The following is a 23,482-nucleotide window of genomic DNA, read 5'->3' as shown; positions in this document are numbered from 1 at the left end:
ATTGTTCGCCTCAGCGCCCGTCGCGGCGGCCGAGGAGGCGCAGGCGCAGCGCATTGAGCTTGATAAAGCCCACCGCGTCGCGCTGATCATAGGCGCCGGCATCATCCTCGAAGGTGACGACCTTCTCCGAATAGAGCGAGTAAGGCGACTTGCGGCCGATCACATGGACGCCGCCCTTGTAAAGCTTGAGGCGGACAGTGCCCGTCACTTGTCGCTGACTGTGGTCGATCGCGGCCTGCAGCATCTCGCGCTCGGGCGAGAACCAGAAGCCGTTATAGATCAGCTCGGCATAGCGCGGCGCAAGCTCGTCCTTGAGATGAGCGGCGCCGCGATCGAGCGTGATCTGCTCGATGCCGCGATGGGCGAGATGGAGGATGGTGCCGCCCGGCGTCTCATACATGCCGCGCGATTTCATGCCGACATAGCGATTCTCGACCAGATCGAGCCGGCCGATGCCATGCGCGCGGCCGAGATCGTTGAGCTTGGCGAGAAGCGTCGCCGGGGAGAGGGCCTCGCCATTGATCGCGACCGCATCGCCGCGCTCGAAATCGATGGTGATGATTTCGGGCTGATCGGGCGCATCCTCCGGATTGACGGTGCGCGAATAGACATAGTCGGGCACCTCCTCCCACGGATCCTCGAGCACCTTGCCCTCGGACGAGGTGTGGAGAAGGTTCGCGTCGGTGGAGAAGGGGGATTCGCCGCGCTTGTCCTTGGGCACGGGAATCTGATGCTTCTCGGCATATTCGATGAGGCGCGTGCGCGAGGTGAGATCCCATTCGCGCCAGGGGGCGATCACCTTGATATCGGGCGCGAGCGCATAATAGCCGAGCTCGAAGCGGACCTGGTCATTGCCCTTGCCGGTGGCGCCATGGCTCACCGCATCGGCGCTGACCTGACGGGCGATCTCGATCTGGCGCTTGGCGATCAGCGGCCGGGCGATCGAGGTGCCGAGCAGATAGAGCCCCTCATAGAGCGCATTGGCGCGCATCATCGGGAAGACATAATCCTTCACGAACTCCTCGCGGAGATCGTCGATGAAGATATGCTCCGGCTTCACGCCCATCAGCTCCGCCTTGGCGCGGGCGGGCTCGAGCTCCTCGCCCTGGCCGAGATCGGCGGTGAAGGTGACGACCTCGCAATTATAGGTCTCCCTCAGCCATTTGAGGATGACGCTCGTGTCGAGGCCCCCCGAATAGGCCAGCACCACGCGCTTCACATCCGTCATCGTCCCAAACTCCCCGAGAAAAAGGCGCGCGCGCCTTGCCATGCGGGGGCGATCCGCACAAGCCGCGCGTTTCAGCCTCGCAACATAGCTGCATCGTCGAACTATGGCCGAAACAGGACTCGGCCAGGGAAATGAGCGTGCGTCCCCCACGCACGAATCGAGGAGATGAGCATGAAGAAGATCGTCATCGGCGCCGGCCTCGCCGCGCTGCTCGCGGTGCCGGTACTGGCGCAGCAGGAGAAGCCCGATCGGAATGCGCCGCAGACGCGCGCGGCGGTCGAGGCGAGGGTGCGGGAGCGTTTCGCCGCGATCGACACCAATCGCGACGGCGCCGTCACCAAGGCGGAACATGACGCCTATCGCGAAAAGAAGCATGGCGAGCGGCGGGCGGCGCTGTTCGCCCGGCTGGACAAGGATGGCAACGGGCAGATTTCGCAGGCCGAATTCATGGCGCGGCCCGAGCGCGGCGAGGCGGGCGAGTGGGGCCATCGCGGCCATCATCGCGGACATGGCTTTGCCGGATTCGGCCGGGGCGACCGCTTCGCGGCGATGGATGCGAACAAGGACGGCCGGGTGACGCTCGCCGAAGCCTCCGCCCGGCCGCTCGCCATGTTCGATCGGGCCGACGCCAATAAGGACGGCACGGTGACGCCCGAGGAACGCAGGGCCGCGTTCGAGACGATGCACGCCGAATGGAAGGCGAAGCGCGGAAACTGATCCACCCTTCGGAGACCGGGCCGAGGCCCGGTCTCCGAATTGGAACGACATCGAAACATAAATGTCGCCGATCCGGCGCAATATTGTCTCGGGCCGGCCCTATGGCAGCGCCTATGGGACCAGAGCAGGACAGCCGATCCGAAGGGACGGCATTGCGCGTCCGCCTCGCCGAGGGCGAGGAGGATGTTCGCGCCGCGCAGGCGCTACGCTTCGCCGTCTTCCATCATGAGATGGGCGCGGCGCTGAGCGCCAGTTCGATAGCGGCGGGGCTGGATCGCGACCGCTATGACGATCTCGCCGACCATCTTCTGGTGGAGGATATGAGCGACGGCGCGCCGAAGGTCGTCGGCACCTACCGCCTGCTGCGGCAGTCGGTGGCGGAAGGCCATGGCGGATTCTACAGCGCCGGAGAGTTTGATCTGGCGCCGCTGATCGGCCATGCCGCGATGCAGGGCCAGTCGCTGCTGGAGCTGGGCCGGTCATGCGTAGCACCCGGCTATCGCGATTCGGGGACGATCCAGCTGCTGTGGCGGGGCATCGCCTCCTATCTGGCGGAGCATCGCATCGGCCAGATGTTCGGCTGCGCCTCCTTCTTCGGCACCGATCCGCAGGAACATGAGGCCGCGCTCACCTATCTTTACCACCAGCATCTGGCACCCGCCGACCTTCGGACGCGGGCACGCGAGGCGGGACGGATCGAGATGGAGCGGCTGGCGCTCGGCAGCTATGACCAGCGGCTCGCGATGCGGGCGCTGCCCCCGCTGATCAAGGCCTATCTGCGCGTCGGCGCCTGTGTCGGCGACGGCGCCTGGCTGGATCGCGACTTCAATACGATCGACATCTTCGTGCTGATGCCGGTGGCGGCGATCACCGCGCGCTATTCGGACCGATTCGGCGCGGCGCGCATCGCCGCATAGGCATCGACCACCGCCGCGCGGCAGCGATCGGCGAGGCTCTTGCGCGATTCCGCCGGATCGACCGGGATCGGCGGCTGGAGCAGGATTTCGGCGCGAAGCCCCGCGCGCGCCGCGCGGGCGGCATTGGGCGGCAGCGGCTCATCATCCACCCAGGCGAAGGCGGCAAGATCCGCGCCGTCCAGCGCCGTTCCGTCCGGCCGGCGATAGCAGATGGCAAGCGGCTGGACGCAGATGGCAGCCGCCGCGGCAGCGAACAGGCTGGTGCGGAAGGGGAGCACGGCCGTGCCGTCCGAGGTGGTGCCTTCCGGGAAAAGGATCAGGCTGTCACCGCGTCGCAGCCGTTCGGCGATCGCATCCGCCTGGGCCCCTGCCTCCTGCCGCCGCTCGCGCTTCACGAACAGCGTGCCGGCGCGGCGCGCGAGCAGGCCGATCAGCGGCCAGCCGCCGACCTCCGCCTTGGCGACGAAGCGCGCGTCGAGCCGGCTCGCCAGAACAGGGATGTCGAGCCAGCTCATATGATTGGCGACATAGAGCGTGCCAGGCCCCGCCGGCGGGGCCCCGCGCATGTCCACCGCGCGGAGGAAGGCGCGGGCGGCCCGTTCGAGGAAGCGCCGTTCGCGTACCCGGGCACGCGGCGAGCCCGGCGCCTCGGTGAACCAACCCGGCACCATCGTCAACGCCGCCAGCAGCGCGAGCCCGGAACGCAGCGGGCCGGGCTTCATCCCCGCGCCCGGAATGCTGCCTCCGCCTCGCTCATATAGTCGCGCGTGATCGGCAGGGTATCGCGGCGGCGGATATATTGGATCTGGTAATTGCACAGGCCGCCATGCGCGAAGGCGCTGAGCGCGCCCGCCAGATAGAAGATCCACAGCCGATAGAAGCGCGCATCGTACAGCGCCTCGATCGCCTCGCGCGCGGCGACGGTGCGATCATACCAATGCTGCAGCGTATAGGCATAATGGAGCCTGAGCGTCTCGATATCGGCGGCGATCAGCTTGGACGGCTCGCTCGCGGCGACGATTTCCGACAGCGCGGGATTATAGCCGCCGGGAAAGATATATTTGGCGGTGAAGGCATCGGTCACGCCCGGCTTGCCCATGCGACCGATGGTGTGGAGCAGCATCACCCCATCCTCGGCGAGCAGCGAGCGGCATTTGGCGAAGAAGCGGCGATAATGGGGCGGGCCGACATGTTCGAACATGCCGACCGAGACGATGCGGTCGAACCTGCCCTGGAGCTGGCGATAGTCGATCAGCTCGAATTTCACCCTGTCGGCGACGCCGGCTTCCTCCGCGCGGCGGCGGGCGACCTTGAGCTGTTCCTCGCTGAGCGTGATGCCGAGCACGTCGACGTCCGCAACCCGGTTCAGATAAAGCGCCATGCCGCCCCAGCCGCAGCCGATATCGAGCACGCGCTGCCCCGGCTTCAATGCGAGCTTGGCGGCGATATGCGCCTTCTTGTCGGCCTGCGCCTGTTCCAGGCCATTGGCCGGATCGGTGAAATAGGCGCAGCTATATTGGCGATCGGCATCGAGGAAGAGATCGTAGAGCCGGTCGCTCAGATCATAATGATGCGCGACGTTGCGCTTCGAGCGGCGTTCCCAGTTGAGCCGGTCGATCTTGCCGGAAAGCTTGCCGAGCGTGGATTTGAGCGTGCTGCCGCGCAGGCCGTCACCGCCTCGTTCCCAGGGGGCGTTGGAACGGATCAGGCTGATCAGCGCGAGAATGTCGCCCTGCTCGATCGCCACCCGGCCATCCATCCACACCTCGCCTATGCCGAGGCGGGGATTGCGGGCGATATAATTGGGCGCGGCGGCATCGGCGAAGCGGATCACGACCGGCGCACGATCCGGATCAGGCGCACCGTAGCGATGCGATTTCCCGCTGGCTTCGATGACCGTCAGCTCGCCCTTGCGCACGATGCGACGCAACATCCTGTCCAGCAACCACATGCCCCAGCCCCCTTACGCCTGTACCCGATGAACCGCCCTTATCCGCCCGCTCCCTATCCGAGGGCGGCCTGCTTCTCCTCGGCGATGCGATCGAGCTCGGCGCGGCTCTTCTTCTCGGCGGCGGATTTGAGCTGGCCGCAGGCGGCCATGATATCCCGCCCACGCGGCGTGCGCACAGGTGCGGAAATGCCCGCCCTGAACACGATATCGGAAAAGCGCGCGATCCGATCCGGATCGGAACATTCATAGGGTGCGCCCGGCCAGGGATTGAAGGGGATCAGATTCACCTTCGCGGGCAGCTTGTACTTGCGCAGCAGGCGAACGAGTTCGCGCGCATCCTCGTCGCTGTCATTCCTGTCCTTCAGCATCACATATTCGAAGGTGATGCGCCGGGCATTGTTGGCGCCGGGATAGGCCGCGCAGGCGGCGAGCAGATCCTCGATGCCATATTTGCGGTTAAGAGGCACGATCTCGTCGCGCACCTCCTTCGTCACGGCATGGAGCGAGACGGCGAGATTGACCCCGATCTCCTCGCCCGCACGCTCCATCATCGGGATCACGCCCGAGGTGGAAAGGGTGATGCGGCGCTTGGAAAGCGCGAGGCCGTCACCGTCCATGACGAGCTTCAACGCATCGCGGACATTGTCGAAATTATAGAGCGGCTCGCCCATGCCCATCATCACGATATTGGTGAGCATGCGGCCTTCGGGCTGGGACGGCCATTCGCCGAGCGAGTCCCGCGCGAGCATCACCTGGCCGACAATTTCGCCCGCGGTGAGATTGCGCACGAGGCGCATCGTACCGGTATGGCAGAAGCGGCAGTTGAGCGTGCAGCCGACCTGGCTGGAGACGCACAGCGTGCCCCGATCCGCATCGGGGATGAAGACCATCTCATAATCCTGGCCATCGTCCGAACGGAGCAGCCATTTGCGCGTGCCATCCGACGAGACCTGCGCCTCGACCACCTCGGGCCGGCCGACGACGAAGCGTTCGGCGAGCCAGGGATGCATCGCCTTGGCGATATCCGTCATCGCGGTGAAATCGGTGGCGCCGCGATTATAGATCCAGTGCCAGAGCTGCTTGGCGCGCAGCTTCGCCTGTTTCGGCTCGAGCCCCGCTGCGACGAGCGTATCGCGCAGCTCCTCGCGAGTCAGGCCGAGCAGATCGACGCGGCCGTCGGCACGCGGCGGCACGGCGCGCTTCACCGGCACGGGATCGATATGGCCGGGGATCGGCATGGCGGGGCTATGGGCGTTCATGCGCTGCCATGTAGCGCGATGCGGCATTTTTTTCCAGTTAGCCGCGCTTGGCGCAGGCGAGGGTGGCGGCGTCGATCGCGGTGGCGGCGCCGCGGAGCGGATAGACATCGGTAAAGCGGCGGCCGTCGACGCCATTGCTGGTGACGACGAGGCGATCGCCGCCGCGCATCGCCGCGACAATCGCGGCATCGGCGCGCGCATCGGCCGCCCAGCCATCCACCCCGCCCGCCACCAGCCGCGCCTTGAACGAACCGATGGTAACATAGACAGGTGCACCCGCCGCCCGCGCGCGGCTAAGCCGCACATGGATCTGGCCGGCAACCCCGCGCGCTGGCCAGCGCGCGACCGAGAGGAAGGGGCGCCATTCGCCGCGGGGGGCCCCGGCAGGTTCCGCAATCGCGAAGCAGCGCGGCGGCCGCGCATCGCGAAATGCACCCCAAGTGCCGAATATCCCCAACGCCTCACGCGCGGCGGCCGGCGCAGAAACGATCAGCGCGAACCCAACAAAAAGCGGCGCAACGAGGCGGTCTACCGACATGGATGGGCCATGATCGACTTGTGGCACAAATGCAACAGAAAGAAAGGTTTATCTGCCGTTCATGCAACTGACAGGCGCAACATGCGCTAGACGGCACCGACCCCGCACGACGGGTTCACATGATGGAGTTTGATCATGCGTAGCTTTGCTTATCTCGCGCTGCTCGCCAGCGCCGCCGTCGCCACCCCCGCGCTCGCGCAGGAAGCCGCGGCCCCCTTCACGGGCCCCCGCGTCGAAGGCATTGTCGGCTGGGATCGCACCCAGGCAGGTGGGCATGACGATGGCGCGCTCTATGGCATCGGCGCGGGCTATGACGTCCAGGCCGGCCCGGCCATCGTCGGCGTCGAAACCGAACTGAACGATTCCTCGGCCAAGGAATGCGTCGGCGCCGCCACCTCGACGGATCCGCGCCTGTGCGCCAAGGCCGGCCGCGACATCTATGCCGGCGGCCGCGTCGGCACGGTCGTGGGCGGAAGCACGCTGCTCTATGCCAAGGCCGGCTACACCAATGGCCGCTACAAGCTGACCAGCGATGCAGGTGCTGACAGCACGGTGGTGGACAGCACCAATCTCGATGGCGTGCGCGTCGGCGCGGGTGTCGAGCATGCGGTGGGCCCGAACAGCTTCCTCAAGGCCGAATATCGCTATTCCAACTATGAGCAGGGCGTCGAGCGCCACCAGGCGCTTGCGGGCTTCGGCTTCCGCTTCTGATCCTTCTGGGCCGAGCGCGCCTCAGAAATCCGCGAAAGGGAAAGGCCGGGGAGACGACTCCCCGGCCTTTTTCATGTGCGCCCTTCCCCGAGGCCAAAGCCGCGCTATAACGCTGCCCACATCCTAAATCAGGCATTTCGGGACAGAATATGAAGGCGACGATCGAACGGGCGACCCTGCTGAAGAGCCTGAGCCATGTCCAATCCGTGGTCGAACGGCGCAACACCATCCCCATCCTGTCCAATGTGCTGATCGAAGCTTCGGCCGATGGCAGGCTGAAGCTGATGGCGACCGACCTTGATCTGCAGATCGTCGAGACGGTCGAGGCGGCGGTCGACACGCCGGGCGCCACCACCGTTTCCGCGCACACTTTGTTCGACATTGCGCGCAAGCTGCCCGAGGGCAGCCAGGTCCAGCTTACCGCGGCCGAGGGCAAGATGCTGGTGGTGGCGGGCCGCGCCCGCTTCAACCTCGCCACGCTGCCGCGCGACGATTTCCCGGTGATCGCCGAGGGCGAGCTGCCGACCAAGTTCGAGCTTCCGTCCGAGACGCTCAAGCAGATCATCGACAAGACGCGCTTCGCCATCTCGACCGAGGAGACGCGCTATTATCTGAACGGCATCTTCCTGCACGTGTCGGACGATTCGCAGCCGGTGCTGAAGGCGGCGGCGACCGACGGCCATCGCCTCGCGCGCGTCACCGTGCCGAGGCCCGATGGGGCCGCGGGCATGCCGGACGTGATCGTGCCGCGCAAATGCGTGGGCGAGCTGCGCAAGCTGCTCGACGAGGTGGACGGTTCGGTCGAAGTGTCGCTTTCTTCCACCAAGGTACGCTTCGGCCTGGGCAGCGCGATCCTCACCTCCAAGCTGATCGACGGCACCTTCCCCGATTATTCGCGCGTGATCCCGACCGCGAACGACAAGCTGCTGCGCATCGATCCGCGCAGCTTCGAGGAGGGCGTCGACCGCGTCGCGACCATCGCCAGCGAGAAGACCCGCGCGGTGAAGATGGCGCTGGAGCGCGACAAGATCACGCTTTCGGTGACCTCGCCCGAAAATGGCACGGCGGCGGAAGAGGTACCGGGCGAATATACTGCACCGAATTTCGAGATCGGCTTCAACGCACGCTATCTGCTCGACATTCTCGGCCAGATCGAAGGCGACACGGTAGAGGTCCATCTCGCCGACGCGGCCGCGCCGACGCTGATCCGCGAGAATGACACGGCGCCGGCGCTCTATGTGCTGATGCCGATGCGGGTATAGTCGATCCGATCAAAGTGATGCTTTGATCGGGTTTCATGACCGCCGTCTCGCGCCTTTCGCTGACCGACTTCCGCTCCTACCGTGACGCCGCGATAGCCGCTGGCGCGGGCTTCGTCGTGCTCACCGGCGAAAATGGGGCGGGCAAGACCAATGTGCTCGAAGCGGTCTCGCTGCTCACCGCAGGGCGGGGGCTGAGACAGGCGGCGCTGTCGCAGATGGCGCGGAGCGACGGGCCGGGGGGCTTCGCGGTCGCGGCGCGGGTGACGGCGCCGGGCGGCGAGGTGGAGATCGGCACGGGCACGCTTCCGACCGCGCCCGAACGGCGGCAAGTGCGCATCAACGGCGCCGCGGCGACGGCGGCGGCGCTCGGCGAATGGCTTTCGATCCTATGGCTGACGCCGGCGATGGACCGGCTGTTCGTCGAGGGAGCGAGCGGGCGGCGGCGCTTTCTCGACCGGCTGGTGCTGGCGCGCGAGCCCGGCCATGCCGTCCATGCCGCGCGCTATGAGGCGGCGATGCGCGCGCGCAACAAGCTGCTCGCCGAGCCGGAAGGGGCGGACGCAGCCTGGTTGACGGCGCTGGAAGCGGGCATGGCCGAGCATGGCGCAGCCGTGGCGGAGGCGCGCCAGCGCACAGTGAAGGCGCTGGCGATGCGGCTGGAGGCGCAACCGCAAGGGCCGTTCGCGCGGGCGGGCCTCGCGCTCGAAGGCTGGCGGCCAGGGGAGGAGGCCGAGCGCGCGCTCGCCGCCGAGCTCAGGCAGTCCCGCGGGCGCGACGCGGCGGCGGGGCGCACGCTGGTGGGGCCGCATCGCAGCGACCTTGCCGTCACCCATCTCGACAAGGACCAGCCGGCCGAACGCTGCTCGACGGGCGAGCAGAAGGCGCTGCTGCTGGGCGTCGTGCTCGCCCATGCCGATCTGGTGGCGGAGGATCGAGGCAGCCGGCCGGTGCTGCTGCTCGACGAGGTGGCGGCGCATCTCGATCCGCTGCGGCGCGAGGCGCTGTTCGCCCGGCTCGCGGCCGCCGGCGGGCAGGTATGGATGACGGGAACGGAACGGGCGCTGTTCGACGCGCTGGGCGAGGGGACGAGCTGGCTCGCCGTAGCGGATGGGACGGTCCATCCCGGCTGAGCGCTTCGCGCGCCTGGGCGAAGACCGTGGGGAGCGGATTTGCTTGGGTTTGCCCCATCCCGCCGCTATATAATCGGCATGGCAAGCGAACCTCAGAGCAACGGCGAATATGGCGCGGAATCCATCAAGGTCCTCAAGGGCCTGGATGCGGTTCGCAAGCGCCCGGGCATGTATATCGGCGACACCGATGACGGATCGGGCCTGCACCATATGGTGTTCGAGGTTTCCGACAATGCGATCGACGAGGCGCTGGCCGGCCATTGCGACCGGATCCTGATCACGCTCAATCCCGACGGCTCGGTTTCCGTGGAAGACAATGGCCGCGGAATCCCGACCGGCATCCATCCCGAGGAAGGCGTGTCGGCGGCCGAGGTCATCATGACCCAGCTCCATGCCGGCGGCAAATTCGACAACACGTCGGACAGCAACGCCTATAAGGTCTCCGGCGGCCTGCACGGCGTGGGCGTCTCCGTGGTGAACGCGCTCAGTGACTTTCTGGACCTGACCATCTGGCGCGACGGACAGGAACATTACATGCAGTTCCGCCGGGGCGACGCGGTGGCGCCGCTCAAGGTGGTCGGCCCGGCCGGGAGCAAGAAGGGCACCAAGGTGACTTTCCTGCCGTCCGCCGAGACGTTCAAGATCACCGAATTCGATTTCGACAAGCTCGAGCATCGCTATCGCGAGCTGGCCTTCCTCAATTCGGGCGTGCGCCTGTTCCTGATCGACGCGCGCCATGCCGAGAAGAAGCAGGTGGAACTATTCTATGAAGGGGGCATCGCCGCCTTCGTGAAATATCTCGACCGCGCCAAGACGCCGCTGATGCCCGATCCGATCGCGATCACCGGCCAGCGCGACGATGTCGGCATCGATGTCGCGCTCGAATGGAATGACAGCTATTATGAGCAGGTCCTGGCCTTCACCAACAATATCCCGCAGCGCGACGGCGGCACGCATATGGCGGCATTCCGCGCGGCGCTGACCCGCACGATCAATGCCTATGCGGAAAAATCCGGCTTGCTGAAGAAGGAGAAGGTGAGCCTCACCGGCGACGACATGCGCGAGGGGCTGACCGCGATCGTCTCGGTCAAGCTGCCCGATCCCAAATTCTCGTCGCAGACCAAGGACAAGCTGGTCTCCTCCGAAGTGCGCCAGCCGCTGGAAGCGCTGATGGCCGATAAGCTGGCCGAATGGCTGGAGGAAAATCCGGCGCATGCCAAATCGATCATCCAGAAGGTGATCGACGCGGCCGCCGCGCGCGAGGCAGCGAAGCGCGCGCGCGAGCTCACCCGGCGCAAGGGCGTGATGGACATCGCCTCGCTGCCCGGCAAGCTCGCCGACTGCCAGGAGCGCGATCCGGCCAAGTCCGAACTGTTCCTGGTGGAGGGTGACTCGGCAGGCGGCTCCGCCAAGCAGGGCCGCGACCGCCATTATCAGGCGATCCTGCCGCTCAAGGGCAAGATCCTCAATGTGGAGCGCGCGCGCTTCGACCGGATGCTCTCCTCCAAGGAGGTCGGCACGCTGATCCAGGCGATGGGCACGGGCATCGGCCGCGACGATTTCAACATCGAGAAGCTGCGCTACCACAAGATCGTCATCATGACGGACGCCGACGTGGACGGCGCGCATATCCGCACGCTGCTGCTGACCTTCTTCTACCGACACATGAAGCCGATCATCGACAACGGCCATCTCTTCATCGCCCAGCCGCCGCTCTACAAGGTCGCGAAGGGGCGGTCGGAAGTCTATCTCAAGGACAATGCCGCGCTCGACGACTATCTGGTCGATGCCGGCATATCGGCCATGGTGCTGGAAACGGCGGAAGGCGCGCGTTCGGGCGAGGATCTGCGCGCGCTGCTCGATCATGCGCGCCGGATGCGCATGTTGATGAACTATGTGCCGCGCCGCTACGATCCGGCGGTGGTCGAAGCGCTGGCGCTGCTCGGCGGGCTCGATCCGGCGACAACGGGTGCCACCCGCGGTGCCGCGGCGGAACGTGCGGCGGCCTGGCTCGGCCGCGCCGATCCGGAAGCGAGCTGGACGGTCGAGCTATCCGATGAGGGCGGTTATCATTTCCGCCGGCTGTGGCGCGGCGTGACCGACCATCATGTCGTCGACGCGGCCTTCGTCGGATCGACCGAGGCGCGCAAGCTGCACGCGCTCGCTGCCGAGCAGGCCGAATCCTATGCCACCACCTCGCGCCTCGTCTCGATCAAGCAGGCGGAGAAAGCGGAGGATGAGGATGAGCCGCTGGCCGACAACCGGGGCAAGCCGGTGACGCGGCCGACCGAGCTGCTCGACGCGATTCTCGCGGCGGGGCGCAAGGGGCTGGCTATCTCGCGCTACAAGGGCCTTGGCGAGATGAATGCCGAGCAATTGTGGGAAACCACGCTCGATCCCGCCAATCGCTCCATGCTGCAGGTCGAAGCATCGCAGGCGGATGTGGCCGACGAGATCTTCACCCGGCTAATGGGTGACGTGGTCGAGCCGCGCCGCGAATTCATCCAGGAAAATGCGCTGTCCGTCGCCAATCTGGACGTCTGACGGGCCGGCGGAGGGGCGCTGACGCACTTCCGCCAGGCTCGACACAGGCTTCGACAGGCTCAGCCTGAGCGCGGCGATTCGGTCCGACGGACTAGTCTAGTCGAGCAGCAATATGGCGTCGCCCACCGGGCGCTCGCCTTCCTTGTCCGACGGGTGGTTGACGGTCGCGCTGCGCAGGACGAGCGTGGACGATCCGCCGCCGTCGAGATTGATCGCATCGCGTGCGCCCAGATGCCGCATCACCGCGCGCAGCTCCTCGATCGTCAGGCCGGCGCTCGGCACGGAGGGCTCCGGATCGCCGCCGGCAAAAAGACGCCCATCGGCTACCAGCAGATAGATGGTGCCGTCTGCGGCGATGCCTGCCGCCGTCCGGGGATTGCGGCGGACGATCCAGTCATGGACATGCGTCGCCTCGGTCCGGTCGATCTTCAGATCCATCGGCCAGCCTTCGCGGTTCTCACGGCGAACGGCCCGGCCATGGCGGAGCAGCAGCGGCGCGCCATTGACCGCATAGAGGCGATCGAGCCGCTGCGGCTCCACGCCGGGCGCGATGGCGCGATAGGATAGGTCGATCCGCGCCGAACGATTGGCCTGCGCCTTGCGGGACAGCTCCGCAGCGCGGCGGCCCGTCGCGATCAGCAGGGTTTCGCCGGTCGCAGGAGAGGCGGTGCCGGTGACCGGCCGGATCGCCCCATCCGCGCCCAGCAGCAGGGCATAGCCCTTGGCCTGCGTCGGGACGAAGCCTGCCTGGTCGGTGATCGCAATCAGCTCGTCCGCCTTGGTGCAGGTCATGTCATGCGCGGGCCGGCTGGTCGGATGGGCGCCGGCGAGCCCGCAATTGCGGATCATGCCCGGCGTGCGATCGACGCCATCGATCCGGCTGCTGCTGCCATCGGCCCAACGCACCCTGATCGGGTGCGATGCCTGGCGCATCACGATCTGCGCCGCAACGGGCCGTTCGTCGCGGAGCAGCAGATAGGGCCGTCCGCGCGTCGGCTCGCTGTGAATCCGGCCTGCGACCATCGCGATGCCCGCCGGCTCGCCCGCTATGCCTTCTTCCTCCTTCATCGCGAAGAAGCCGCCATTGATCGCGGCGAGCGCCTTGTGGCGCCGGGCGATGGAGGAGCTTTGTTCCTTTCCGGCCACCTTGTCCTGAGCCAAGGCGGAAACGAGCCGGCCGCGAAAGACGGTCGGCCGGATTTCGAGAATGTGCAGCAGCCAGGGACCGTCGCGATCCTGTGGCAGACTCGCCATATGCCGCGCCGCGAGATGGCAGGGCGAAGCCGGCACGGCCGCGAAGGCTGTGCGCGCGGCTTCCTCGCTTGCGAAGCTGCCGCCCGAGAATTCGTCATAGGGGAGCGGCCGCGTGCCGGGCGCGCGATAGGCGCTATAGCGAGGCGGCAGGCCCGCCGCCTTGAGGCAGGCGGCCGCCTGCTCCCGCTCGGCCGACGTGCGCGCGATTCCCGCGGATACCGTCCAGCGTGCCTGTGGATCGACAGCGCCGCGCGCGATGCGATGATAGGCAAGACCCGGCGCGAGCGCCTCGCTGACGCGCGTTTCGGCAAGACCCTCGCGGCCGAGCGGGAAGGGCGTGTCGGGCAGGCCTGCCGCAGCGGGCGAAACGGCGAAAAGGCCGAGACAAAGCGCCAGCGCCCGACGGGATCGGAAATAGGCGAGGCTCATGCACGATCATCCCGTCAATGGCGCCGCGGCACATCGGCGCCCGGCTGCAAAGCTCCTCCGCCTTTAATCGCGTTGCGTGATTTAAGGCAAGTGTGCTGCTATGCTCCTCTTTTTCGGATGGCGGATACGGGTCGCTTGCCTAGGGCGCACTCGTGATGCCAGGAGCATTGCATGACAGAAACAAAGGACCGGCAGATGCAGATAGGCCGGCAGGATTTCCACCCCAGCCAGATCATGGTGATGCGGGCACTCAATCGGGCCGGCATGGCGAGCCGGATCGAGCTTGCGCGGACGACGCAGCTTTCCGCCCAGTCGCTGACGCGCATCACGCGCGAATTGCTCGACATGGGCTATCTCGCCGAAGGCGCGCGCCGCAGCGGCCAGCGCGGCCAGCCTGCGATCGATCTCGCGCTCGCCCCGGGGCGGCTGATGTCGCTCGGCCTCGTGCTGGAGCATGACCGGATCACCTGCCTTGCCGGCGACATCGCCGAAGCGCCGCTGCGGCGGCGGACGGCCTCGGGCGATTTCCTCTCCGCCGCCGCGACGGTGCGCGCGGCCGAGGAACTGATTGCCGCGATGCTCCAGGAACTACCCGGCAATACGAAGCTGCTGGGCCTCGGCGTATCGCAATCGGGTTTCTTCTTCGAGGCTGGAACGCGGCGGATGATGAGCCGCAACGATATTCAGGGCTGGGCCGGGACGGACCTCGCGGGCCATTTCGCCGAGCGCTTCGGCCTGGACGTCATCATCGAAAATGACGGATCGGCCGCGGCCGTCGGCCATACGATCCACGGCATCGGCACCGCCTATCGCAATTTCTTCCTGGTGCTGATGACGCGCGGCGTCGGCGGCGGCGTGATCCACAATGGGCAATTGCTGCGCGGGCGGCTCGGCAATGCGGGCGAGCTGGCGGTGTTGCTGCCGGGCGATCCGGCGGCGGTGCGCCCCACGACCGAAAGCCTGCGCGACTGGCTGAGCCTCGCATGGGGCGCCACCCCGACTGCGGAGGCGATCGATGCGGCTGTCGAGGCGGGCGATCCGGCGGTCCGGCAATGGCTCGATTCCGCGGCCAGCGTGCTGGGCCGCGCGCTCGAAAGCGTCACGGCGCTGCTCGATCCCGAAGCGATCATCTTCGCCGGGCGGCTTTCGCCCGCGGTGCGCGCGGCGCTGGCGGAGCGCATCCATCTCGGCGGCCCCGCGATCGGCGGCATCGCCGCGCCACGGCCGGGCATCATCGTCGATCCAGGATCGGAATGCCTGGAATATGGAGCCGTCGCACTCCCCATCGCCCGCTTTTTCGAGCCGGATCGCGCCTGACGTCCATCATTGCATCGGCTGGGTCGAGCCCGAGCACGCGCTGCAGCAGCCGTCGCTTGCGATAGAGAAAGGCGGCCGCGCCGGCAAAGGCGGCGAGACAGGCAAGCAAGCGCGCTACGTCCCCCGCGAAGAAGGCAGCAGTGCCCAGCATGGCGGCGAAGAGGAGGATATTGGCCAATAGCCATAGCAGAATGGCGTGGCGAAGGCAGCTTCCCTCCTCGGGCGCGCCGCCGTCCGCCGCCAGACGGCGCCAGCCGGGACCGCCCACGCCGGTGCGCCGGTGAAAGGCGATCGCATCGGGCAGGGGACCAGCGCGGCTGCCGAGGATGGCGGTCACGATCGTGACCGCGGCGCCCGCGACCAGATTGGCGCCGAGCATCCAGGCGAAGCTCGCCGGATCGGCAATGTCACCGACAAGCGCGAGCAGATTGCCGACGAGAATGGCGCTGGCGAGTGAGGCGATCTCGCTGACGATCGTCACCCGCCACCAATACCAGCGCACGATCGACACGAAGGCGGTGCCTGCCGCGATCACCATCAGATAATGATAGAGCGCGCGGATCCCGCCCAGCACGCCGCTGAACGCGATAACCAGCGTGACGAGCGTGAGAAGGAACAATGCCGCCTGCTCGATGCGCCGATCGCCGGCGACATCGGTATGGGGGCGGAGCACGCGATGGACATCATTGACGATGAAGGACGCGCCGAAATTGAGCCGACTGTTGATGCTGCTCACAAAGGCGAGCAGCAGGCCGATGCCGAGCAATCCCAGCGCGCCGGGCGGCAGCAGCCGCGCCGCCATCATCGGAAACGCCATTTCCGCCCGATCGAGCGCGGGGAAATAGAGAAGCGCGGCCGCGCCGACGAGATACCAGGGCCAGGGCCGGACCAGATAGTGCAGCAGCGCGAACCACAGCACGGTGAGCGTGGCATCGCCATCGCTGCGCGCGGCGACCATGCGCTGCACGAGCATGCCATTGCCGGGCGCGCTATGCCACCAGCCAAGCCCGACGAGCAGCAGCAGCGGCATTTCGAACTGCGGCCATGCATCGAATAGGGGCGTCCCGCCGCGCGGCGCATGGAGCGTCCCGAGCGTCGCCAAACCATCAGGCAGGGGCGCCAGCGCAAAGCAAGCGAGGAGGAAACTGGCGATCACGGCGAAGCCGAATTGCAGCGCATCGGCCTTTACCAAGCCGCGAAAGCCGGCGATCGCCGTATAAAGCGCGGTCGCGGCGAAAAGGATCATGACGAGCGGCAATGCCGGGACGGAAGCAGCCATGACGCCGGCTTCGGCCGCCCGGTCCAGCAGCGATTGGCCGAGCAGGGCGAGCGCATAGCTGATCGACGCCATCACCAGCGCATTGACGACCAGCCCCTCGAGCAGCGCCTTGACGACGCGAAAGCCGGTGGCGAGCCTCGTCTCGCCATAGCGCAGCCGGATGATCTCAATCTCGGTCAGCACGCCCGACTTGCGCCAGGACCGCGCGAAGAAGAACAGCGTGGCGAGAATGCCCGGCGCGCTGGCCCACCAGAACCAGTTGCCTGCCAGCCCGTCCAGATAGACCGCGCCCGCGACGAGCAGCGGCGTATCGGCCGAAAAAGAGCTGGCCGCCATCGACCCGCCCAGCAAATGCCAGGGAAGCTTCCGGCCCGCCGCGAACCGCTCGTCCAGGCCACGTGCGCGCCGCGCGCGCGGCACGCCGACCGCCAGCGTCAGCGCCAGTACGCCCCCCGCGACCAGCCAATCCAGCACCGTCATGCCGGCCCCCACGGCACCTCCATTCGCCCATGCCCGGCGATGTTAGCCGGCAATCGCGCGCGGCCATAGCCCCATGCGGTGACGATGACATGACGGTGAAAGATTGTGTAGCCGACACAAAAATGCCGGCCCGGGCATGCCCGGGCCGGCGAAAGTCGGAAGGTGATGGTCGAGGGGATCAGTAGGTCAGGCGCAAGCCGAAGAGGAAGCGGCGATCAAGCTCGGCGACGCCATAGGGCAGATATCGGCCCGACGACTGGTTGATCGTCTGTTCCTTGGTCAGGTTCAGCCCCTGAACCTGCGCGGTCAGATTGTCGGTGATGTTGTAGCTCGCGCTGAAATCGAGCTGGCCGAACGTGTCGGTGAAGCGCGGAATGCCGAAATCGTCCGAGAATTGCGCCAGATAGCGGTCACGCCAGGCATAAGCGAGCCGCGCATCGAAACGGCCATCGTCATAATAAGCGACGGCGTTGAAGCTGTTCTTCGAAAGACCGGGCAGGCCGCGGCTGCGCACGTCATTGGCGACCGAGAAATCGGCCGAGCTGTCGGTATAGGTATAGTTGAGGATCACGCCCAGATTGCTGAACGGTCCCGGCAGGAAGGACAAGCGCGACTGGGCGGCAAGCTCGAAGCCCTTGATCTTCGCCGACACGCCGTTGACCGGCTCGGTGAAGACGATCGGCCCGGTGACGAGCACGCCATCCGACTGGCGCGGGAAGGTGCGCGCTTGGGTGAAGGTGCGCGTATCGATGAAGCCCTTGATATCCTTGTAGAAGGCATTGCCGGCGATCAGGCCTTCGGGCGCGAAATACCATTCGAGCCCGACATCGAGATTGTCGGCGAAATAGGGATCGAGATCGGGATTGCCGCGCGTGCCGGTGCCGCCGCCGGCATCGATGCCCGCCACCGTCTCGGACGGCGCGAGATCGGCCAGGTTGGGCCGGGTGAGCGTGCGCGAATAGGCCGCGCGCAGGACCAGTTCGTCGGTCAGATTATAGCGGGCGGTGAGGCTCGGCAGGAAGGCCGAATAGGTCTTGCTCTTGGAAATGGGCGTGATGACCTCGGTCGGCAGGAAGAGGTTCGCCACCTGATTGCCACTCGATGTCTGCTTGGTGCGGACATAGCGCACGCCCGAGATGAGCTGGAAGCCATCGAGCTTGAATTCGGCCTGGGCATAAGCGTTGAATGTCTTTTCGCCGATGCCGTAGGATTGCTGCGCGCCGAAGCCCGGCAGCGGCCGGACGAAGGTGCCCGTAACGGCCTTGCCGCCCGGATAGAAAGTATCGCGCAGCTTGGCGAGATCGACCGACAGCAGCTTATCCGGCGCATTGGAGCCCGCGCCCGAGACATGATAATCGACCAGATCATATACCGAGCCGAGGTTCGGCACCGCCGTCGCCGCCACGCCGGCGGAACGCTGCAGCCGCTCCTGGGTCGCCACGCGATCCTTGTCACGATCGGCATAACGGATGCCGAACTTGATATTGTCGAGCGCCGAATCGAAGCTGCGCTCCACGTCCAGCTTGGTGCTGAACTCCTCATCCTTGTCCTGCGACGGGCGTAGGATGAAGACGTTGAACAGGAAATTCTGCGGATTGGACATGAAGTCCGTGCCCGTCGAGGAGAAATCGACGAAATTGCCACGGACATTATAGGAAACGACGCCCGGATCGAAGCTGCCATTCTGGCCCGCCAGGCGGAAGGAATAGAGGTCGAAGCTCCGATCGGCCTTGCGCCGCGAATAGCCGACGAAGGGACGGACGGTCCAACCATCCGCCGGCTGCCATTCGGCGCGCGCGTTGACCTGGTAGAAATCCTCCTCGGTGGTCAGGAAATTGGCGCCGACGCGCTGCTGGATACCGGTGAACTGACCGGCAGTGATCACGCCATTTTCGATCGTCGTGGCGAGCGGCGCATTGGCGCCGCTTTCGATCGCCATATCGTCACGCAGCGCCAGCCGATCGCTCTTCAGATTGCCGTAAAGCCCATCGACGGTGAGCAGCAGCGTATCCGACGGGCGATATTGCATGGCGAGCGTGGCGCCCAGCGTCTCGCGATCATCGGCGAAATGATAATAGCGCGTGCCATTGGCGTTGAGCGCGGCACGCACCGCATCGCTGGCGCGCGTGCCGGTATTGGCGCCGGCGAAGGGTCGCCAGCTACCGCCTTCGGCCGTATCCGAACGGAAGGTGGTTTCGGCATAAGCGAGCGAGGCCGAAATGCCGAACACATCGTCGAAATTCTGGCTGATCAGCAGCGCGCCGCGCGGATCGACCTTGTCGGCGATCTCGCTATAGTTGCCCTGCGCCGAGGCGGAGAGCTTGAAGCCGCGATAATCGAAGGGCTTGGGCGTTTCGAGGCGCACCAGGCCCGCCAGGCCGCCTTCCTCCTGATCCGCCGCGCTCGTCTTATAGACGGTGGCGTTGGTGAAGAGTTCGGAGGCGAGAATCTCGAAATTGAAGCCGCGTCCGCCCTCGCTATTGCCGAAACGACCGCCGGTGCCGTTGGACGTGCCCGACATGCCGTTGATCTCGACGCGCGTGAATTCGGGCCCCAGGCCGCGCAGGTTGATCGCCTGGCCTTCGCCGACCGCGTTGCGATCGAGCGTGACGCCGGGAATGCGCTGCAGCGATTCGGAAAGATTGAGGTCGGGGAACTTGCCCATATCCTCCGCCGTGATCGCATCGACGATGCCATCGGCATTGCGCTTCTGCTCGAGCGCGCGCTGGATGCTGGCGCGAACGCCGGTCACGACGATCGCTTCTTCCGCCCCGGCGGCCTGATCCGCGGGCGCCTGCTGCTGCGCTTCTGCCTGGCCAGGCAGCAGGACGACGGCAGCGATCGCCGCCAACGAAACCGAACCAAGCCCCTTCATTCGTGAAGTAAATCTACCGTTCGTCATCGAATGCCCCCTTCTCGAAACACAAGCGGTTTGCCGTGCGGCCGCCATTCATTGCGGACGCAAAAAAGGGGGCGAGACCTACACGCTGTTACGCTGTCGCCCCCGTTTAAATCACGCGACGGGAATTACTGATAGGGCGAGTCTTGGGCTGCGTCAATCGACATCGAAGCAATTGATATTATTACAATATTGTGACTTTCGGGGAGCACCGCACGCGGGTGATAGGGATCAGGATTTTCGCGCGACATAGCTGCGGCCATCGCGTAACCGGCCGGGCTTGCGTTTTCGAGACCTTTGCATAGGTCCGCCGTCACCCTGAACTTGTCTCAGGGTCCACTCTGAAACCCGCGTGACGGTGGGGAGGAGGAGTGGATGCCGAAACAATTTCGGCATGACGCTATGGGTTAGACAAATATCCTGCGATTTCAGCGAGGTCGCGCCATCGTCCACCGATCGGGAAGGGCCTTGCCGTCAGGCGGCGAGGGTCAGTGCGGCGCTGCCGGCCAGGCTCTCGGTCAGGAAGGCCACGAGGGGCCGCACAAGGTCCGCCGCCTTCGAATCCTCCCCGACGACCGTGATTTCGGTCATCGGCAGCGCCGGCCAATGATCCGGCACGCGCAATATCTGCATGCCCTGCTGCACGAAGGACTTGCCGAGCATGGTCATGCCGAGCCCGCCGGCCACCGCCGCCTGAACGCCCATCAGGCTGCTTGCCGTGCAGGCGGCGACCCATTCGCGACGAACCGAATCCAGCGTGCTGATCATCAGCTCGCGATAGGTGCAGGGCGCAGGCAGCATCACCAGCCGCGCGGGCCCGGCAGGATCGAGCTGATAATCGGCCGCGGCCATCCAGACCAAGGGCTCGCGCCAGACCACCCGGCCACGCTGCGCCAGCCCGTCCTTCTTGGCGATCACGGCATCGAGGCGATCATCGTCATAAGCCTCAAGCAGCGCGCAGCTAAGGCCAGTCATCAGATCGACATGCACGGCGGGATAGAGGCGGCCGAAACGCGCGAGCAGCTTGGGCAACTGACCCGGAATGAAATCCTCGGCGATGCCGATGCGCAGCGTGCCGACCGCCGGCGGCTCCCGCAGCTCGCGCAGGAGCGCATCATTGAACTCCAGCATATGGCGCGCCGCGACGAGCAGGCGCTCGCCCTCGCGCGTGAGGCCGAGCGAACGGCTGGTGCGATCGAACACGCGCCGCTGCAGCATGTCCTCGAGCCGGAGGACCTTCTGGCTGACGGCCGATTGGGAGCGCCCGACCACCTCCGCCGCCGCGGTGAAGCTCCCCGTCTCGGCGACCGCGACGAAGGCTCTCAAAAGATCGATCTCAAGATCCGGGTAGCGCATGATCCAGTGGCGTTCCTGCTAGCTCCGCAAGCAGCCTATCCGATTTTCCTCACGTCCGCGCGATGTGCTTACCGCGCCGGCTTGAGCGCCAGGCGATAGAGCCGGACAGGCCATTTCGTTTTGGACATGCCGCCATTGAACAGGGCGACGCGATCCATCTGCGGCACGGGCAGCCAGATGACATGATCGGAATCGACGAAGGGAGCATCCACCCAATGCAGGCGCTCGTCCTGGATCAGGGTCGTGATCCGGCCGTCCGGCGTGCGGCGCTTGAGCGCGTTCGCGGCGAGATCGGCGAAATAGAGATCGCCATTGGCATCCATGGCGGTCCCGCCGACCGGGGGCAGATCGGCCCATGGCTCGACCTTGGCCGCGATCCTCTCCGGCGTGGTGGAAAAATCGTCCAGCCATCGCGTCTCGATCCGCGACCAGGGCCCCGGCAGCGGCGCGAAATAGAGCCACTTGCCGTCCGGAGAGATTTCCAGCGGATCGCTGTTGACGCGCAACGGATTGCCGTCGGGCGCGAGGAGCGTCTTGCCGTCGAGGATGATCGGCCGATCCGCGCGGGCGCCTGTCGAGCGATCATCGTCGAGCACGCGCCGCATGGCGCCCGTCGCGAGATTGACGATGATGATGCCGGGACGACCGGCATCGGTAAGATAGGCGAAATTTCCGTTGAAGCGGATATCATCCACATAGCTCCCCGGCAGCGCGATATCCGGGCCGAAGGGGATGACGCGCTTCACCCGATCGGTGGCGAGATCGATCGCCACCAGCTTGGCGCCGCCGGGGAGCGGATTGCCGCCGAAATCGGGCGAGCCCGTATCCACCGCCCAAAGCGCGCCCTTCCCGTCGAGATGGATGGCGTTGATGTTAACGAACGCGCGTACCGGATCGTCGCCGGCACGCCAGGCATTCCAGCCTGGATCGGGATAGGGAAGCGGCCTGCCGTCCTTGCCGATGATGCCGATCGCCGGCCCTTTGGACCCCGTCCAGCGCGGGCCGGCGACGAAGATCCGGCCATGGTCCACCGCCACGCCATTCCAGATCATCGAGGGGCTTTCGGCCGCGATAATGAGCGCGGCCCCGCCATCCGATCGCGCGGCGGCCATTGCCGGCTGCGCCAGGCCGGCGGCCAGCAGCGCCGCGAACATCGCATGCTTCACGCTCATGTCAGAAGCCGCTGAGCACGAGCTTGCCGATGCTCCGGCCGCTCTCCACGGTCGCATGCGCGCGGCGTAGGTTGGCCGCGCTGATCGGCCCATAATCTTCGCGGAAGGTGGTGCGCAGGATGCCGCTGTCGACGAGCGCCGAGACTTTGCCGAGGATGCGGTGCTGCTCCACCATGTCGGGCGTGCCGAAAAGCGAGCGGGTGAACATCAGCTCCCAATGGACCGCCAGGCTCTTGCGCTTGAACGGCGCCACATCGAAGCTTTCGGGATCGTCGATCAGGGCGAGCGCACCCTGCGGCGCAAGCGCTTCGACGATGGCCATGCGATGCCGGTCCGTGGCGGTGAGGCCGGCGACGTAGCGGAGCTGGGGAATGCCGATCTCCTTCAGCCCCTCGTCGAGCGGCTTATGATGATCGATAACATGATGCGCGCCCATTTCCCGGCACCAGGCCGTCGTCTCCGGCCGGGAGGCGGTGGCGATGACGGTCAGGCCGGTGAGGCGGCGGGCGATCTGCGTCAGGAGGGAGCCGACACCACCGGCGCCGTTGATGATCAATATCGCATCATCCGATGCCTTCTGCCCATAAGGCAGGTGCAGTCGATCGAACAGCAGCTCCCAGGCAGTCAGCGAGGTCAGAGGCAGCGCCGCGGCCTCGGCGAAGGAGAGCGAAGCGGGCTTTGGTCCGACGATCCGTTCGTCGACCGCATGATATTCGGCATTAGTGCCCGGCCGGTCGATCGCGCCGGCATAGAAGACCGGATCGCCCTTTTTGAACAGAGTGACCTCGGGGCCGACGGCATGGACGATGCCCGCCGCATCATAGCCGAGGATGCGGGCCGCGCCCTCGGGCGGCGTCGCGCCGCCACGCAGCTTCACATCCACCGGATTGACGGAGATCGCCTCGATCTTGACCAGCAGGTCGCGTGGCCCGAGCTCCGGGATCGGCATGTCGATATCGACGAGCGCCTGCGCATCGTCGATCGGCAGGGGACGATAATAGCCAATGGCTTTCATAAGCATGGTTCCTCCAGTTGCCCA

18 protein-coding genes are annotated in these 23,482 nt (G+C 66.1%); 7 read left to right on the top strand and 11 right to left on the bottom strand.

Features of this window, described 5'->3' with window-relative positions:
• Positions 1-10: 10 nt before the first annotated feature.
• A complete protein-coding gene (locus tag CLG96_RS05060) occupies positions 11-1,228 on the bottom strand; it encodes an argininosuccinate synthase (protein ID WP_107966686.1) in 1,218 nt (405 codons plus the stop codon).
• Positions 1,229-1,399: 171 nt separating this feature from the next.
• On the opposite strand from CLG96_RS05060, the gene CLG96_RS05055 reads away from it, so the two are divergent.
• Positions 1,400-1,945 (top strand): EF-hand domain-containing protein, encoded by a 546-nt coding sequence (locus CLG96_RS05055; RefSeq protein ID WP_107966860.1) that lies wholly within the window; start codon positions 1,400-1,402, stop codon positions 1,943-1,945.
• A gap of 113 nt (positions 1,946-2,058) precedes the next feature.
• Positions 2,059-2,862, top strand: coding sequence for a GNAT family N-acetyltransferase (locus tag CLG96_RS05050; RefSeq protein WP_107966685.1), 804 nt, complete (start codon positions 2,059-2,061; stop codon positions 2,860-2,862).
• On the opposite strand, the gene CLG96_RS05045 is transcribed toward CLG96_RS05050, so the two are convergent.
• From CLG96_RS05045 to CLG96_RS05030, 4 genes are read right to left on the bottom strand one after another with little or no spacing between them, the layout of a single operon-like run.
• The gene (locus CLG96_RS05045; RefSeq protein WP_107966684.1) at positions 2,823-3,584 is read right to left on the bottom strand and encodes a lysophospholipid acyltransferase family protein; all 762 of its coding nucleotides are present in this window, start codon (positions 3,582-3,584) and stop codon (positions 2,823-2,825) included. The two genes, CLG96_RS05050 and CLG96_RS05045, sit on opposite strands and share 40 nt — an antisense overlap.
• Entirely contained in the window at positions 3,581-4,813 is a 1,233-nt protein-coding gene (locus CLG96_RS05040; RefSeq protein WP_107966683.1) for an SAM-dependent methyltransferase, read from the bottom strand. The genes CLG96_RS05045 and CLG96_RS05040 overlap by 4 nt, the downstream gene beginning before the upstream one ends.
• 53 nt (positions 4,814-4,866) lie before the next feature.
• Positions 4,867-6,051, bottom strand: a complete 1,185-nt coding sequence (gene rlmN / locus CLG96_RS05035) for a dual-specificity RNA methyltransferase RlmN (protein ID WP_107966859.1) — start codon at positions 6,049-6,051, stop codon at positions 4,867-4,869.
• Between the two features lie 58 nt (positions 6,052-6,109).
• Positions 6,110-6,610 (bottom strand): hypothetical protein, encoded by a 501-nt coding sequence (locus tag CLG96_RS05030; RefSeq protein ID WP_107966682.1) that lies wholly within the window; start codon positions 6,608-6,610, stop codon positions 6,110-6,112.
• A gap of 135 nt (positions 6,611-6,745) precedes the next feature.
• Between CLG96_RS05030 and CLG96_RS05025 the strand changes: the two genes are divergently transcribed.
• The 4 genes from CLG96_RS05025 (at position 6,746) to gyrB (ending at position 12,257) form a co-directional block, all read left to right on the top strand.
• Complete coding sequence (locus CLG96_RS05025) at positions 6,746-7,321, top strand: outer membrane protein (protein ID WP_107966681.1); 576 nt, start codon at positions 6,746-6,748, stop codon at positions 7,319-7,321.
• A 149-nt stretch (positions 7,322-7,470) separates the two neighbouring features.
• Positions 7,471-8,583 carry a DNA polymerase III subunit beta gene (gene dnaN, locus CLG96_RS05020; RefSeq protein WP_107966680.1) on the top strand — a complete coding sequence of 371 codons (1,113 nt, stop codon included), beginning with the start codon at positions 7,471-7,473 and terminating at the stop codon, positions 8,581-8,583.
• A 35-nt stretch (positions 8,584-8,618) separates the two neighbouring features.
• Positions 8,619-9,713, top strand: coding sequence for a DNA replication/repair protein RecF (recF, locus tag CLG96_RS05015; protein ID WP_107966679.1), 1,095 nt, complete (start codon positions 8,619-8,621; stop codon positions 9,711-9,713).
• Positions 9,714-9,791: 78 nt separating this feature from the next.
• Positions 9,792-12,257, top strand: a complete 2,466-nt coding sequence (gene gyrB, locus CLG96_RS05010; RefSeq protein ID WP_107966678.1) for a DNA topoisomerase (ATP-hydrolyzing) subunit B — start codon at positions 9,792-9,794, stop codon at positions 12,255-12,257.
• 96 nt (positions 12,258-12,353) lie between these two features.
• Here the strand turns inward: gyrB and CLG96_RS05005 are convergent, their stop codons facing one another.
• On the bottom strand, positions 12,354-13,940 hold the full coding sequence (locus tag CLG96_RS05005; RefSeq protein ID WP_107966677.1) for a phosphodiester glycosidase family protein: 1,587 nt from the start codon (positions 13,938-13,940) through the stop codon (positions 12,354-12,356).
• A gap of 171 nt (positions 13,941-14,111) precedes the next feature.
• Between CLG96_RS05005 and CLG96_RS05000 the strand changes: the two genes are divergently transcribed.
• Positions 14,112-15,257 (top strand): ROK family transcriptional regulator, encoded by a 1,146-nt coding sequence (locus tag CLG96_RS05000; protein WP_107966676.1) that lies wholly within the window; start codon positions 14,112-14,114, stop codon positions 15,255-15,257.
• Here CLG96_RS05000 and CLG96_RS04995 read toward each other — a convergent pair.
• From CLG96_RS04995 to CLG96_RS04975, 5 genes are all read right to left on the bottom strand, one after another.
• Positions 15,172-17,016, bottom strand: a complete 1,845-nt coding sequence (locus tag CLG96_RS04995) for a sodium:solute symporter family transporter (protein WP_107966675.1) — start codon at positions 17,014-17,016, stop codon at positions 15,172-15,174. The genes CLG96_RS05000 and CLG96_RS04995 overlap by 86 nt on opposite strands.
• Before the next feature lie 178 nt (positions 17,017-17,194).
• Positions 17,195-19,918, bottom strand: a complete 2,724-nt coding sequence (locus tag CLG96_RS04990; protein WP_165799532.1) for a TonB-dependent receptor — start codon at positions 19,916-19,918, stop codon at positions 17,195-17,197.
• Between the two features lie 471 nt (positions 19,919-20,389).
• A complete protein-coding gene (locus tag CLG96_RS04985; RefSeq protein WP_107966673.1) occupies positions 20,390-21,271 on the bottom strand; it encodes a LysR substrate-binding domain-containing protein in 882 nt (293 codons plus the stop codon).
• A 68-nt stretch (positions 21,272-21,339) separates the two neighbouring features.
• Positions 21,340-22,443: an L-dopachrome tautomerase-related protein gene (locus tag CLG96_RS04980; protein WP_107966672.1), complete on the bottom strand. Its 1,104-nt coding sequence runs from the start codon at positions 22,441-22,443 to the stop codon at positions 21,340-21,342.
• Position 22,444: 1 nt separating this feature from the next.
• Entirely contained in the window at positions 22,445-23,458 is a 1,014-nt protein-coding gene (locus CLG96_RS04975) for a zinc-binding alcohol dehydrogenase family protein (protein WP_107966671.1), read from the bottom strand.
• Positions 23,459-23,482 lie beyond the last annotated feature (24 nt).

Source organism: Sphingomonas oleivorans, from assembly GCF_003050615.1.
Classification (GTDB): Bacteria; Pseudomonadota; Alphaproteobacteria; order Sphingomonadales; family Sphingomonadaceae; genus Sphingomonas_H; species Sphingomonas_H oleivorans.
The sequence above is the reverse complement of the archived record's forward strand: the minus strand, read 5'-3'. Positions and strand labels throughout refer to the sequence as shown.

Excerpts from the sequence above, each read along its gene's own strand:
- CLG96_RS05040 (WP_107966683.1), bottom strand. The coding sequence starts at position 4,813 with ATGTGGTTGCTGGACAGGATGTTGCGTCGCATCGTGCGCAAGGGCGAG.
- CLG96_RS04975 (WP_107966671.1), bottom strand. The coding sequence starts at position 23,458 with ATGAAAGCCATTGGCTATTATCGTCCCCTGCCGATCGACGATGCGCAG.
- CLG96_RS04990 (WP_165799532.1), bottom strand. The coding sequence starts at position 19,918 with ATGACGAACGGTAGATTTACTTCACGAATGAAGGGGCTTGGTTCGGTT.
- rlmN (WP_107966859.1), bottom strand. The coding sequence starts at position 6,051 with ATGCCGATCCCCGGCCATATCGATCCCGTGCCGGTGAAGCGCGCCGTG.
- dnaN (WP_107966680.1), top strand. The coding sequence starts at position 7,471 with ATGAAGGCGACGATCGAACGGGCGACCCTGCTGAAGAGCCTGAGCCAT.
- recF (WP_107966679.1), top strand. The coding sequence starts at position 8,619 with ATGACCGCCGTCTCGCGCCTTTCGCTGACCGACTTCCGCTCCTACCGT.
- gyrB (WP_107966678.1), top strand. The coding sequence starts at position 9,792 with ATGGCAAGCGAACCTCAGAGCAACGGCGAATATGGCGCGGAATCCATC.
- CLG96_RS05005 (WP_107966677.1), bottom strand. The coding sequence starts at position 13,940 with ATGAGCCTCGCCTATTTCCGATCCCGTCGGGCGCTGGCGCTTTGTCTC.
- CLG96_RS05025 (WP_107966681.1), top strand. The coding sequence starts at position 6,746 with ATGCGTAGCTTTGCTTATCTCGCGCTGCTCGCCAGCGCCGCCGTCGCC.
- CLG96_RS04980 (WP_107966672.1), bottom strand. The coding sequence starts at position 22,443 with ATGAGCGTGAAGCATGCGATGTTCGCGGCGCTGCTGGCCGCCGGCCTG.
- CLG96_RS05030 (WP_107966682.1), bottom strand. The coding sequence starts at position 6,610 with ATGTCGGTAGACCGCCTCGTTGCGCCGCTTTTTGTTGGGTTCGCGCTG.
- CLG96_RS05000 (WP_107966676.1), top strand. The coding sequence starts at position 14,112 with ATGACAGAAACAAAGGACCGGCAGATGCAGATAGGCCGGCAGGATTTC.
- CLG96_RS05055 (WP_107966860.1), top strand. The coding sequence starts at position 1,400 with ATGAAGAAGATCGTCATCGGCGCCGGCCTCGCCGCGCTGCTCGCGGTG.
- CLG96_RS04985 (WP_107966673.1), bottom strand. The coding sequence starts at position 21,271 with ATGCGCTACCCGGATCTTGAGATCGATCTTTTGAGAGCCTTCGTCGCG.
- CLG96_RS05045 (WP_107966684.1), bottom strand. The coding sequence starts at position 3,584 with ATGAAGCCCGGCCCGCTGCGTTCCGGGCTCGCGCTGCTGGCGGCGTTG.
- CLG96_RS04995 (WP_107966675.1), bottom strand. The coding sequence starts at position 17,016 with ATGACGGTGCTGGATTGGCTGGTCGCGGGGGGCGTACTGGCGCTGACG.
- CLG96_RS05050 (WP_107966685.1), top strand. The coding sequence starts at position 2,059 with ATGGGACCAGAGCAGGACAGCCGATCCGAAGGGACGGCATTGCGCGTC.
- CLG96_RS05060 (WP_107966686.1), bottom strand. The coding sequence starts at position 1,228 with ATGACGGATGTGAAGCGCGTGGTGCTGGCCTATTCGGGGGGCCTCGAC.